Annotated in this window: 14 protein-coding genes; 10 read left to right on the top strand and 4 right to left on the bottom strand. The window is 37.9% G+C overall.

The window, feature by feature from the left end:
* Positions 1-49: 49 nt before the first annotated feature.
* Positions 50-1,378: a serine hydrolase domain-containing protein gene (locus BGO88_RS14230; protein ID WP_286707309.1), complete on the bottom strand. Its 1,329-nt coding sequence runs from the start codon at positions 1,376-1,378 to the stop codon at positions 50-52.
* Positions 1,379-1,476: 98 nt separating this feature from the next.
* On the opposite strand from BGO88_RS14230, the gene BGO88_RS14225 reads away from it, so the two are divergent.
* Together BGO88_RS14225 and BGO88_RS14220 are read left to right on the top strand one after the other, a co-directional pair.
* Positions 1,477-2,115, top strand: a complete 639-nt coding sequence (locus BGO88_RS14225) for a TetR/AcrR family transcriptional regulator (protein ID WP_286707308.1) — start codon at positions 1,477-1,479, stop codon at positions 2,113-2,115.
* Positions 2,116-2,286: 171 nt separating this feature from the next.
* On the top strand, positions 2,287-3,018 hold the full coding sequence (locus tag BGO88_RS14220; protein ID WP_286707307.1) for a DUF3108 domain-containing protein: 732 nt from the start codon (positions 2,287-2,289) through the stop codon (positions 3,016-3,018).
* A gap of 135 nt (positions 3,019-3,153) precedes the next feature.
* Here BGO88_RS14220 and BGO88_RS14215 read toward each other — a convergent pair whose 3' ends face one another.
* Positions 3,154-4,560: a serine hydrolase domain-containing protein gene (locus tag BGO88_RS14215; protein ID WP_286707306.1), complete on the bottom strand. Its 1,407-nt coding sequence runs from the start codon at positions 4,558-4,560 to the stop codon at positions 3,154-3,156.
* Between the two features lie 192 nt (positions 4,561-4,752).
* On the opposite strand from BGO88_RS14215, the gene BGO88_RS14210 reads away from it, so the two are divergent.
* The 4 genes from BGO88_RS14210 (at position 4,753) to BGO88_RS14195 (ending at position 7,164) form a co-directional block, all read left to right on the top strand.
* The gene (locus BGO88_RS14210; RefSeq protein WP_273237925.1) at positions 4,753-4,938 is read left to right on the top strand and encodes a hypothetical protein; all 186 of its coding nucleotides are present in this window, start codon (positions 4,753-4,755) and stop codon (positions 4,936-4,938) included.
* Between the two features lie 22 nt (positions 4,939-4,960).
* Positions 4,961-5,815 carry a helix-turn-helix domain-containing protein gene (locus BGO88_RS14205; RefSeq protein ID WP_286707305.1) on the top strand — a complete coding sequence of 285 codons (855 nt, stop codon included), beginning with the start codon at positions 4,961-4,963 and terminating at the stop codon, positions 5,813-5,815.
* Positions 5,816-5,962: 147 nt separating this feature from the next.
* A complete protein-coding gene (locus tag BGO88_RS14200; protein WP_286707304.1) occupies positions 5,963-6,463 on the top strand; it encodes a hypothetical protein in 501 nt (166 codons plus the stop codon).
* A gap of 92 nt (positions 6,464-6,555) precedes the next feature.
* Complete coding sequence (locus tag BGO88_RS14195; RefSeq protein ID WP_286707303.1) at positions 6,556-7,164, top strand: HD domain-containing protein; 609 nt, start codon at positions 6,556-6,558, stop codon at positions 7,162-7,164.
* 59 nt (positions 7,165-7,223) lie between these two features.
* On the opposite strand, the gene BGO88_RS14190 is transcribed toward BGO88_RS14195, so the two are convergent.
* Together BGO88_RS14190 and BGO88_RS14185 are read right to left on the bottom strand one after the other, a co-directional pair.
* The gene (locus tag BGO88_RS14190) at positions 7,224-7,982 is read right to left on the bottom strand and encodes an SDR family oxidoreductase (protein WP_286707302.1); all 759 of its coding nucleotides are present in this window, start codon (positions 7,980-7,982) and stop codon (positions 7,224-7,226) included.
* 190 nt (positions 7,983-8,172) lie between these two features.
* Positions 8,173-8,526, bottom strand: a complete 354-nt coding sequence (locus BGO88_RS14185; protein ID WP_286707301.1) for a winged helix-turn-helix transcriptional regulator — start codon at positions 8,524-8,526, stop codon at positions 8,173-8,175.
* A 110-nt stretch (positions 8,527-8,636) separates the two neighbouring features.
* Between BGO88_RS14185 and BGO88_RS14180 the strand changes: the two genes are divergently transcribed.
* From BGO88_RS14180 to BGO88_RS14165, 4 genes are all read left to right on the top strand, one after another.
* The gene (locus BGO88_RS14180; protein WP_273237931.1) at positions 8,637-9,392 is read left to right on the top strand and encodes an SDR family NAD(P)-dependent oxidoreductase; all 756 of its coding nucleotides are present in this window, start codon (positions 8,637-8,639) and stop codon (positions 9,390-9,392) included.
* Between the two features lie 200 nt (positions 9,393-9,592).
* Positions 9,593-10,585: a bifunctional methionine sulfoxide reductase B/A protein gene (locus tag BGO88_RS14175; protein WP_286707300.1), complete on the top strand. Its 993-nt coding sequence runs from the start codon at positions 9,593-9,595 to the stop codon at positions 10,583-10,585.
* 2 nt (positions 10,586-10,587) lie between these two features.
* Complete coding sequence (locus tag BGO88_RS14170) at positions 10,588-11,106, top strand: peptide-methionine (S)-S-oxide reductase (protein WP_286707299.1); 519 nt, start codon at positions 10,588-10,590, stop codon at positions 11,104-11,106.
* Between the two features lie 6 nt (positions 11,107-11,112).
* A complete protein-coding gene (locus tag BGO88_RS14165) occupies positions 11,113-12,129 on the top strand; it encodes an LLM class flavin-dependent oxidoreductase (protein WP_286707298.1) in 1,017 nt (338 codons plus the stop codon).
* The last annotated feature ends 244 nt before the right edge of the window (positions 12,130-12,373 follow it).

Genomic DNA, 12,373 nt, shown 5'->3' with positions numbered 1-12,373 from the left:
AGGCATAACAGCCTCTTTTTAATTTCAACAGTTTTTTTATATCCGGGGTTTATTTCTTCTTATAAACAACCTTTACACCACCTTGCTCAAAAATCATTTCTTTCTTTTTAGGAACAAACGAAAGTTTTAAATCTTCATATTCAAACTCATTTTTGGCTTTATATGTTAGCGGAACATACATCTGTCCGGCTCTGGAATCCTGAAAAATTACGCTTTGACCGTCAGATGAAATGGTTACCGTTGCATTGGTTTCTTTTAAATAATAGGTACCTTTTATAGGCATGAAATCTTTTTCTGAAACCTCAGCAGTTGCATTAAAATTAGCTAATTCGGGAGTTTTTCTATAAAGATACATTAACATTGTATTCATGACTTCATCGGTGTTAATATTAACAGCATTGGCTAAGGAAACAATCCCTATGTTTTCGTCCGGGAAATAATAGTAATCTGAAATGTAGTTTTCCACTCTTCCGCTATGCGTATAGCCTTCCGGATTTTTAAAACTTAATTTTATGATTCCCATCCCATAAGCGCCTTTCTCCTCAGGAAGCATTATTTTAAGGTTTTCCGGCGTAATAAGTTTGCCGTTAAACAGGGCAAAAAGAAACTTGTTTAGCTCTGTTGGAGTGGATACGATTCCGCCGCTTGCCGGATGATTGGAGAAATTGGTTTTCTCATTTCTGACATACTTGTCCTGAATATTATAGGAAAGCGCTTCGTTTTTAGTTTCGTCCGTTTCAAAACTGTAATAGGTATTGTGCAAATGCAGTGGCCTGACAATTTTTTCGTCTAAGATTTCAGCATAGGTTTTGCCATAAATTTTCTCGAGTATGAATCCCAATAGGGCATAATTGGTATTGCTGTATTCGTATTCGGAACCAGGTTCAAAATTGCTTTTTTGGTTGACAAAGTAATTGATGAATTCTTGTTGTGTATGAAATTGCTGTCCCCATTCAACTTCACCTGCAATTTCAGTAAAATTGTAAATGCCTGTTCGTTGCTTTAGTAAGTGCTCAATGGTTACCTTCTCCGCATTTTTTACCTCCGGATAGTAATAGCTCAGTTTTGTATCCAGTGTAAGAAGTTCTTCTTCTACCGCTTTCAATGCCAGCACAGCCGTATAGGTTTTGGTGATGGAACCCACACGAAATTTTGTATCGGTTGTATTGCTTGTCTTCGCATCTGCATTGGAATAACCAATTGCTTTTTTGTAGACGATACTGTCATTTAAAGATATGGCCACACTTCCCATCATTTTATTGTTGGCTTGAAGGTGGTTGAAATAAGCATCAAGTTTATTCTGTGCATCTGCTTGTGCTATAAAACAGAGGAAGATTAGGGTAATTGTTTTTACCTTTTTGGTGATTGCATTTATCATTATGGGTCTATTTTCCGCAAAGGTATAAAAATAAAACACTAAGTAGTGTCTAAATAGTTGTTGAATTTTGCTAAATTGCAGACACATTAATAATCGCTATGGAAAGGAAAGCAGTTGCTGGTAATATCCGGAATAAAGAAAGGAGTAAGGAAAAGTTTTTGGAAGCCGTGGGCAAAATCCTGGAAACCAAAGGTTATTCAGGTCTGAAAGTAAATGATATTGCTGCCACAGCCGGGGTTGATAAAAAAATGATTTATAATTATTTTGGTGGAACAGACCAACTCATTGACGAATACATCAGTTCACTTGATTTCTGGAGTAATGTTGATGGCAATACGGATCCGGAAATTGCCGACGGAGGACAAGAATTTTCGAAACAGCTACTCACACAACAATTTGATTATGTTGCCAGTAATAAAAACCTTCAGAAAATATTGCTTTGGGGTGTGGCTGAAAAGCGTAACTCGCTAAGAAATATTGCCGATGAACGCGAGCGCAATGGCGAGCAGCTTTTTAACCAGATTGCAGACCCCTATTTTGCCGAAAACGCCCTGCAATACAGAGCCATCATGGCAATACTAATTTCCGGAATCTACTATCTGAATTTGTATAAAGGGGTGAATGCCGAAACATTTTGTGGAATCGATTTGACAAAAAAGGAGGGGAGTCAACAGATTAAAGGAGCTCTTGAAAAAATAATTGACCTCGTTTATGAAGACCATAATAAGGAAAATTAATCTTAGACAATGGTTTGATAAAAGTACTTTTTTTTGATAACCGGGGGACGCAATTCATATTTATTACAATTTTTTAATAGTTTCAATATCAGAATAAAAATATTGTAATTTTGGATACTTCATGGCAGAAATAGAAATAAAAATCCAATAAAATAGTAAGCCCAATTATTTATGACTACACGATACCTCGTCTTTATCATCTTATTTGCGTTGCAATATACCGGCTTGAACGCCCAAACAGACCTTCAGACCCCATTGCGTAATGAAATTAACAGCAAACTTATCAATAATGAGCAATATACTATGGATTGGTATACTATGCGGGAAGATAAAAAGATAATGATTGCAAAGATTTTTACCGAAATCGAGAAATCAAAAAGCGAAGTTCTTATCACCACAAAAGTAAAGATGGTAAATTCAACATCAGATTGGATTGATTCCACCCGGGCAAAACTCCCGAATCTTTTGCCAATAGCTCATTCTTCCTTTAACGGGCAAAGGGATATGGTTTTACAGTTTGGAAAAACAATAACAGGATATTATCTGCGTAAACCCACTAATGAAAAGACAGAAATTAATGAAATTGCAGAAGGTTCTTATTTTGACAGTAATCTTTATCCGCAGTTGATTCGTTGGCTACCGTTAAAAGAAAATTATAAAACAAGCATCTCAATTTTCGATTACAATCCACAGGCAGGCAAGGGTATAATGAAAGCCCATATCAAAAATACCCGCAAAGATATCTATAAAGATAAAGATGTATGGGCGGTAGAGGTAACAGACGATATAACGGATAATCAATCCACCATTATATTTTACATTGATTCAAAAACCCGCAAACTTCTGGGGCAGGAAATAAATATGGGAGCCCGTAAAATGTTTATGGAACTTTCTGCGGATTGATATTCATTTTTTAATCTGGTTATAATAAACACCCATTAAAGTTCGGATATGTAACAAAAGAGGCCGGGAGCCTCTTTTGTTATAATTTGCCATTGCATAATCGGAAATACAATCCGGAAAATTTCTCAATCCTTGTTATTTCCCTTTTCTGACTCCGGTACCTACAATTTGTTTATCCTGAAACATTTCCAGTTTTATATCTCCGTTGTCAAGTTTGGTAAAGTTTAATACGGCATCAGCACCGGCTTGCCTGATTCCCCTAAATTCATGATCGGAATAAGGAAAAAATCTCATATTCCATGAAACTGTCGGAGTATTATAAAGTAAGTGCTTTTCTTTACTGGTGATAATATGGGTTTCGCCTTCTTCATTGGTATAGGTACCGGTATACTGAGCTATTTCATCATCTGATAGTGCAATTTTCTTAGGATATTGTAATTGAAGCGGTTTATCTTCCATTATCTGGAACATATTGGTATAAGGTACGGCACCAAAATGGAAATTTTGCAGTATAATAAACGTCCTGTCCTTTACCACATCATGAAGCATAAAAGTACTATAACCGTCCCAACTGCCGGTATGTCCGAATGTGAATTTATTTTCGCCTTTCCTGAGGTCTAATCCAAACCCGTAAGCTACATCCCTGCCATTAGACGTTTTGGTAATTTCCGTCATTTCATCAAACTCTTTCTTCGTGAGAAGCGTGTTGTTCTTCAGGCTGGTCATCCATGTATAAAGATCTTCTGCATTGGAATGAACTTTTGATGTACCAAGTATGGCATCCAGATAATAGACTTCCGAGATTTCGCGTTGGCTATTCTCTTCAAGGATTTTCTTAAACCCGCCATCTTCCCACACATAACCATAAGCAAAATTGTCAATCTTTTTAGGGTATTTATGTCTGCAATACACAAACGTATTTTTCATCTTTAAAGGCTTAAAGACTCTATCCGATAAGAAATCAGGAAACTTTTTACCGGATACCTTTTCTACGATACTGCCTAAAAGAATATAATTGGAATTGCTATAACTATGCCTGCTTTTTGGAGTAAATTCTAAGGTGTCTTTTTTAGCGGCAAGCACTTTGATTAGGTCATTATTATCGGCTATTTTGTTGTGGTCCCAGTTGTCTGGCATGTACTTTAAAAAATCAGGAATTCCGCTGGTGTGCCTTAATAAATCATAGATAGTGACATTCTCCCAAAAGCCAAGCTCCGGCAAATATTTCGAAATCTTGTCGGTATATTGCAATTTGCCTTCTCTTTTAAGCAAAACTATGGCTGTGGCCGTAAATTGTTTGGAGCAGGAGGCAAGCTCAAATATTGTCTTTTCATTGATAGGCGCTTTGGTGTCCTCATTGGCAATTCCATAGCTCTTTTTAAAGATAATCTTTCCCTTTTCGGCAATAAGAGCCGTCCCGTTAAACTGGTTTTGTTGATAGAGTACTGTAAAAAGACTGTCGAGTCTTTCGGATTGTTTTTTTTGCGCATAGGCAAACTTGCTGATGATTAGCAGCATAAAAAATAATGTAAACTGTTTCATGTTTTGATTGATGATTAATGATATCCAAACATAAAACTAATTTTTTAGTTATACAACTGTAATTTTAGTTCGTTAAATGATAAAATAGTTAATTGGCTGTTACTTTGTTTTTTATACTTATGGATAAATCCATACTTTTGAATGAGATTTACTCATCTGATAGTATCTTTGTTGCTACAAATACCTTATCACATGTCAGGCTTTACCCCGGAAGAACTTATAGAAGCAAAGAAATCTATTGACTCCACATTAAGTAAATGTGAGAAAGCATTCGCCAAATTAAAAGAAAATTCACCGCAGCATACATTGATGGTGCGACGAATAAATGCGCTCCGTGTTTCTTTGAATCTGATAGAAAAGGAATTGCAAAATCTTTAAATTAAACGGAATTCAAGCTGTTATGGTAAACGATTATAAGAAACACGACTTATTTGGCAAAACACTGCTGCAAAAAATTGCACTTACGGCACCATTTAAATTTGATTTTCCGGTTACAGAACAGGCTTGTTTCCTCTATGTTTTGCAGGGAGAATTCCAATATCAGGTAGATACAGAGCAAATAAATATCCCGGCCAATTATTCCCTATTGTTAAACTGCATCACATCCGGAAAGCAGCTTCGTAATCCTGAGCCTTCAAGCACATGCGAAATTGTAATCGTTACGTTTTATCCGGATATATTGAAGAAAATCTACGACAGAGAATTGCCGACATTGCTTCATGCTCCAAAAAATATTGTTTCTAACAAGTCTAATGAAAAAATAAATAACGACTTCCTAATCCAAAAATATATTGAGGGATTGCTCTTCTATTTTGAAAATCCGTCGCTCATCAATGAGGATATACTGGTATTGAAACTAAAGGAAATCATACTTTTGCTATCACAAACGCAGAATGCAGAAGCCGTACAAATTATCCTTTCACAGCTTTTTTCTCCTACGACTTATACTTTCAAACAGGTTATTGAAGCCAATCTGTTTTCGCAATTAACGATTGAACAGCTGGCAGATCAGAATAATTTAAGCGTTTCTTCCTTCAAAAGGGAATTTGCCAAACTATACAATGATAGTCCGGCGAATTACATTAAAAACAAAAGGCTCGAAAAAGCTGCGCAATTGTTGCGGGTTTCGGACCAACGAATTACCGATATCGCATTTGATTGCGGGTTTAATGACCTGGCTAACTTTACCAAAAGTTTCAGCGATAAATATAACGTTACTCCCACAAATTACAGAAACGGAACAAAAGATAACTGACAGATAATAGTATAAAAACGAAGCATTTCCAAAAGGATGTGGAATGCTTTTTTATGGACTAAAATGCCAAATAATTGAACTAATTCGCAAAACTATTCTCTTCTTTCTGATACAACTTTGCATTGTAATTATTAAAGAAGTATCAAAATGGGATTATCAGGTTTAGGAATTTTTCACACAATTATTGGTATTACGGCAATTGTAGCCGCTGTAATAGGTTTTATTAGATATGGCAAGATCAATCTGAATGAATTGTCAGGGAATATGTATTTTTATACGACTATTGTAACTAGCGCAACTGCATTGGGTATCTCAAAACATGGTGGCTTTAACGCAGGACATGTCTTTTCTATATTTATCATTCTTTTGGTAGTTGTGGCTTATTTTTTATTTTCAAAAAAGAAAACCAGCAAAAGAGCCCGGTATTTCGAAAACTTTCTTTTGTCGTTTAGTTTTTTTCTGTCGTTGGTACCTACTGTGAACGAAACATTTACAAGAATTCCAATCGGACATCCTTTGGCAAAGGACATCAGCGACCCAATAATTGGGCAGACACTTTTGGCTCTTTTTCTTCTTTTTATTGCCGGTTCTGTTTATCAATATATCAGGCAGAAAAAAGTCAATGTATCTGTAATTAAAAAGGACTGAAAATTTCAAATGACGTAAAGCTGCATAAGCCATAATTGAAGTATATTTATACTGATTTTAAACCGGTATCGGAGTATCTAAATTAAAAGGAAATGGACACAAATGATTTACTGAAGCAAGTGGCTTTTATCAAAGAAATTGACAAACTAAAGTACATTCAGTGCAGGACCCGATTATTCCAAAGCGACAGGCATGAAAATGATGCCGAACATAGCTGGCACCTGGCCATGATGGCACTCGTTCTGGCCGGACATTCGGATAAACCGGTTAATATACTTAAAGTTGTACAAATGGTATTGATACATGATTTGGTGGAAATTGATGCCGGAGATACTTTCATATACGATACTTCAAAAAATCATACCAATACGGACGAAGAACTGCTGGCTGCAAAACGCATTTTTGGACTTTTACCCGAAAAACAGGCACAGGAATTCATAGCCATCTGGGAAGAATTTGAAGCGGGTAATACTGACGAAGCCAAATTTGCACGGGCTATGGACCGTTTTGAGCCATTGTTACAAAATACAAGCAATAATGGAGGAACGTGGGCAGAATATGATGTGGAATATCATACCGTCTACAATAAGAAAAAAGCAATAAAGGACGGTTCTGCCTCAATCTGGAGTTATGCCGAACGTTTATTAAATGAAAGCGTAGAAAAGGGTATACTCAGGAAAAATCAAGATGCAGAAGATTAGCTAAAATTAAAAGTAATGGGCACTTATAATTAAGTGCCCATTTTATATCTTCATAATTATTACAGACTTTGCCCGCCTGAAATTTCAATACGTTGGGCAGTAATCCATTTTGCTTCATCGGTACAAAGAAAGGCTACCACGCTACCTATGTCGGTAGGCTGTCCCACACGTCCAAGAGCGGTTTGCGACGCAATAAATGTATTCATTTCCTGATTATCGCGTACAACTCCACCTCCAAAATCAGTTTCTATAGCGCCAGGAGCAACAATATTGACACGGATTTTACGTGCTACACCCAAATCTTTTGCCAGGTATTTGGTCAGGTTTTCCATGGCAGCTTTTACAGAGGCATAAACCGGATAATAAGGAATGATAATGCGTGTCAGTCCGGATGAGACGTTTACGATTCCTCCGCCATCATTCATGTGGTTAAGGGCTTTCTGGGTAAAGAAAAAAGGACCTTTGAATTGAACGTTAATCATTTCATCAAACTGTTCTTCAGAAGTTTCAGTAAATCCCGCGGCAACACCTGTTCCGGCATTATTTATAAGAAAGTCAAATTTAGAAGTACCAAATTTTGGATTCAGGGCTTTTTCCAATTCACCAAAAAAAGTATCAAAAGTATTCGGTTGGCTTACATCTAATTGTACAGCAAATGCTTTTTGTCCCATGCTTTCAATTTCAGAAACAACTTTATCCGCTGCGTCTTTATTGCTGTTATAAGTCAGGATGACATCAATTCCTTTTTTGGCAAGATTAAGAGCCATGTCTTTTCCGAGTCCGCGGCTACCTCCTGTAACTAATGCTATTTTATTCATGATCTTTGTTTTTTTAAAATTAAAAATTATATGACAAAATTAGTCTGTGTAGTCATTTCTTTTTTTGTAATAAACAAAGGGATAATTGCAAAAATCAAACAATTGATGCGGATGAAAGTATTTTGACTGCATTCTAAGCAACCCTGTTTCATTGATACGCACCTACAGGCTTCTCCATAGATGGTATTGACTATTTCCTTGTAATTTCTTTCCGATGCTGTATTCCCCATTCTACCAAATGGGTAATTAGTGTTTTAAGGGTAAGCCCATGTTCAGTAAGTTCGTATAAAACCGAAACGGGTTGTGTATCCAGAACTGTGCGTCGGACCAATTTATTTATTTCCAATTCTTTTAATTCTTTGCTAAGCATCTTGTTGGAAATACCTTTAACATCGTTCAGTATGTCTGAAAATCGTCTCTTATTGTAGTAGCAGATAGAGGAGAGTATCGCTATTTTCCATTTACCGTTCAATACATCCATTGAATCCTGAACGGCCATCATTTCCTTTTTATGCTGTTCTTCTATACGGGTTGTGCATTCCATGCTGTTGTTACTTTGTTACCTCAAGGTTACTGTTACTTTTGGTTACAAAGTTACTTAAATAAATCAGATGTATATAGCTTTGTATTCCACAATTTTAAACAGATTAAAAAATGAGTAAATTAAAAGACAAAGTAGCTATAGTTACTGGAGCATCTAAAGGGATAGGGGCTTCGATAGCAAAATTTTTTGCGGCTGAAGGTGCAAAGGTAGTAGTGAATTATGCTTCGAGCAAAGAAGGAGCAGACAAAGTAGTTAGGGCAATTACTGAGCAGGGAGGAACTGCCATAGCCGTTCAGGGTGACGTGTCGAAAGAAGCCGATGTGGCAAGAATATTTGAAGAAACCAGAAATACATTCGGCTCACTGGACATTTTAGTGAACAACGCGGGCGTTTATTTGTATGAACCTATCGAACAGATATCTGCGGAAACTTTTCATAAATCATTTAATACGAATGTACTTGGCTCAATACTGGCAATTCAGGAATCCCTTAAGCTTTTTGGAGACAAAGGAGGGAATATCATCAATATCAGTTCGGGTGCAAGCAATTCGCCTTTGCCTACTGGTTCTGTATATTCTGCAACAAAAACGGCATTAGATGCCATTACGATTGCCTTGTCTAAGGAATTTTCCGGTAGGAACATCCGTATCAATTCAATTCTTCCGGGCATAGTAGAGACTGAGGGCTCGCATAGTGCGGGATTTATTGGTAGTGAGGCCGAAGCAAATTTTGTTTCTAAAACACCACTCGGTCGTACTGGCCAGCCAGATGATATTGCAAAAGTGGCCGTATTTCTTGCCTCCGATGATGCGGCATGGATTACCGGCGAGAAAATCACTGTTGGAGGTGGCATATATGGTTTTTAAGCCTGCATTTTGAAAAATAACTGATTCTTTAACTGGCGGCTATTGGCCGCCAGATTTATAATTTGACACATGATTTTTTCCATTTTTTTGGACATGACAAAAGGGCTGATTTTTTACAGATAAACAACCAAACCCCATTTGGCATACTTTTTATACTATACACTACATAATCCTAAGTAAAAAAAGAAAGGAAATTTAAAATGCTAAAATGGATTGATATTATACGGTTTGCCGGCACCGGCAACCCTGTTCCAGACAAAAAAGTTGTAAAAACAGATGATGAGTGGCAAAAGCTGCTTACACCTGAGGAGTTCAGGATTACCCGCTTAAAAGGTACTGAGCGGGCGCATAGTTCAGAGATGTGTTCCCTGTTTGAACCGGGAAAATATGCCTGCGTTTGCTGCGGGACATTGCTTTTTGATGCCAATGAAAAATTTGAAAGCGGTACCGGTTGGCCATCGTTTACCCAGCCCGTTACCGAAAATGCCATTGCCTACCATAAGGATATAAGTTATGGAATGGTGCGTGTTGAAACCACATGCAATACCTGCGATGCGCATTTAGGACATGTTTTTCCTGATGGGCCGGGTCCTGGTGGATTAAGGTATTGCATGAACGCTGTAGCCCTTAAAAAGGTAGAAAGTAACGAAAGAAAAGCGACTTTTGGAGGAGGCTGTTTCTGGTGTACCGAAGCAGTTTTTAACCAACTGAAAGGTGTCACGAAAGTAGAAAGCGGCTATAGTGGTGGCAAAATTGCTAACCCTACCTATAGGGAAGTTTGTAGCGGACTGACAGGCCATGCCGAAGTTATAGAAGTGACTTACAATCCTGATGAAATAACCTATGGTGATTTGCTTCGCATACATCTGAGCACACATAACCCGACAACTTTGAACAGGCAGGGAGCCGACGTTGGCACGCAGTACAGAAGCGCTATCTTTTACAGGAATGAAGCTGAGAAAAAAGAGGCGGAGCAAGTCATTGCGGAAATCCAGGCAGTCTACGATGAACCTATCGTTACAGAAGTGGCCCCATTGGAATACTTTTATAAAGCGGAAGAATACCATCAGGATTATTATTCCAATAATTCTCAGGAAGGCTATTGCCAGGCGGTTATCAATCCGAAACTAAGAAAATTCAGGGAACTTTTTAAGAACAGGCTGAAAGACACGAAGGAAGGAGAATTAAAATAAGCATGATTAGGCAGGCGGGATTTGGTGGTGGATGCCATTGGTGTACTGAGGCTGTATTTTCCTCGTTAAAAGGCATAGTGTCTGTGCAACAGGGTTGGATTGCCTCAACAGGTTCAGATACGTTATTTTCAGAAGGAGTGATTGTCGAATATAATGACGATATTATTTCCTTCGATACGCTTATTGCTATCCATCTGCATACTCACAGCAGCACCTCACAACATTCAATGCGTGGCAAGTATCGCTCTGCCATCTATACATTTAATGTTCAGGATGCAGAATCGGCCAGAGAAGCCATCGAAACCCTACAACCAGAGTTTGACAGTACTATCATTACAAAGGTATTGCCCTACGGGGCATTTACTTCAAGCAGAGAGGAGTTATTGGATTATTATTTTAATGACCCGCAAAAACCTTTTTGCGAACTTTATATCAATCCCAAATTAAAGCTTATCATGGAACGGTTTTCTAAGCTTGCAGACACTGATAAGCTAAAGCATCTAAAACAATTAGATGCATAACATACTATGGAAACAACAAATAAAAAAATAGCCTACTCGATATTGGAACTTGCCATCGTATCGAGCGGGGTGACACTAGAGCAGACATTTAAGAATAGCGTTGACCTTGCCCAAAAAACAGAAGAGATGGGTTACAAGCGATTCTGGCTGGCAGAACATCATAATATGATTCATGTGGCAAGTGTAGCTACATCGGTTCTTATAGGGCATATTGCCGGAAATACCAAATCCATAAGGGTAGGTTCCGGAGGTATTATGCTTCCCAACCATTCGCCGCTTATCGTGGCAGAGCAATTTGGTACACTTGGCAGGCTTTATCCAAACCGGATTGATTTGGGATTGGGTAGGGCACCGGGTACTGACCAGATTACCGCACATGCCATTCGTAGCGACAGAATGCAGTCGGTACACAATTTTCCGGGAGAAATTAAGCAGATACAAAAGTATTTTTCAAGCGAAAATGAGTGGTCGCAGGTACGGGCCGTTGTGGCTGAAGGAGTGAATGTCCCTCTGTATATTTTAGGTTCAAGCCTGGACAGTGCACACCTTGCGGCAAAAATGGGATTGCCGTATGCTTTTGCAAGCCATTTTGCTACCGGTTTGCTGCAAGAGGCGTTGGATATATACAGAAAAGAATTCCAGCCTTCGGAATATCTTGCCAAACCTTATACCATAGCCGGAGTCAATGTCATAGCTGCCGATACGGATGATAAGGCCGAAAGGAATTTCACATCGCTTATCCGCATGTTCCTCGGTATCCTGACAGGAAAGAGAGAAGCACTCCAGCCACCAATGGAAATGACAGACGAGCTCATGATGATTCAGCATAATCCAGCGGTACGTGAAATGCTCAAATATTCATTTGTAGGACGTAAGGAAGCGGTTGCCAAGCAGCTGGATAAATTTCTTTTAGATACAGGTGTAGACGAATTGATGGTGGTTTCCAATATGCATGCACATAATGATAGAGTTGTGTCGTATCAGATTTTGTCTGAGATTATAAATGAGAGGAACAGCCAGTAAAGGCATTAGAAAATTGGAGAGTTCAAAAGCACAGTAGACCGGTAAGTTTGGTCTTAAAATTATCTGACTTTAGTGTCAAATCATTCCGAATAAAAAAAAGAGGCTAAAATGCCTCTTTTTTTATGTTTTGTAAACATTTGGATACAAATTCGAATCTTGTGATTGTGTGTAATATTTTGAAGTACAGTTATTTGTATTTTTTTATTGAGGAAAAACGTAATTAGGTCATTTTTTGACAATAATA

The organism is Flavobacterium sp. 38-13 (assembly GCF_001899155.1).
Classification (GTDB): Bacteria; Bacteroidota; Bacteroidia; order Flavobacteriales; family Flavobacteriaceae; genus Flavobacterium; species Flavobacterium lindanitolerans.
Note: the sequence above shows the minus strand (reverse complement) of the source record. Positions and strands in the feature narration are given on the sequence as shown.

Bases quoted from the DNA above. Each gene is read 5' to 3' on its own strand.
- BGO88_RS14230 (WP_286707309.1), bottom strand. From the start codon at position 1,378: ATGATAAATGCAATCACCAAAAAGGTAAAAACAATTACCCTAATCTTC.
- BGO88_RS14225 (WP_286707308.1), top strand. From the start codon at position 1,477: ATGGAAAGGAAAGCAGTTGCTGGTAATATCCGGAATAAAGAAAGGAGT.
- BGO88_RS14220 (WP_286707307.1), top strand. From the start codon at position 2,287: ATGACTACACGATACCTCGTCTTTATCATCTTATTTGCGTTGCAATAT.
- BGO88_RS14215 (WP_286707306.1), bottom strand. From the start codon at position 4,560: ATGAAACAGTTTACATTATTTTTTATGCTGCTAATCATCAGCAAGTTT.
- BGO88_RS14210 (WP_273237925.1), top strand. From the start codon at position 4,753: ATGTCAGGCTTTACCCCGGAAGAACTTATAGAAGCAAAGAAATCTATT.
- BGO88_RS14205 (WP_286707305.1), top strand. From the start codon at position 4,961: ATGGTAAACGATTATAAGAAACACGACTTATTTGGCAAAACACTGCTG.
- BGO88_RS14200 (WP_286707304.1), top strand. From the start codon at position 5,963: ATGGGATTATCAGGTTTAGGAATTTTTCACACAATTATTGGTATTACG.
- BGO88_RS14195 (WP_286707303.1), top strand. From the start codon at position 6,556: ATGGACACAAATGATTTACTGAAGCAAGTGGCTTTTATCAAAGAAATT.
- BGO88_RS14190 (WP_286707302.1), bottom strand. From the start codon at position 7,982: ATGAATAAAATAGCATTAGTTACAGGAGGTAGCCGCGGACTCGGAAAA.
- BGO88_RS14185 (WP_286707301.1), bottom strand. From the start codon at position 8,526: ATGGAATGCACAACCCGTATAGAAGAACAGCATAAAAAGGAAATGATG.
- BGO88_RS14180 (WP_273237931.1), top strand. From the start codon at position 8,637: ATGAGTAAATTAAAAGACAAAGTAGCTATAGTTACTGGAGCATCTAAA.
- BGO88_RS14175 (WP_286707300.1), top strand. From the start codon at position 9,593: ATGCTAAAATGGATTGATATTATACGGTTTGCCGGCACCGGCAACCCT.
- BGO88_RS14170 (WP_286707299.1), top strand. From the start codon at position 10,588: ATGATTAGGCAGGCGGGATTTGGTGGTGGATGCCATTGGTGTACTGAG.
- BGO88_RS14165 (WP_286707298.1), top strand. From the start codon at position 11,113: ATGGAAACAACAAATAAAAAAATAGCCTACTCGATATTGGAACTTGCC.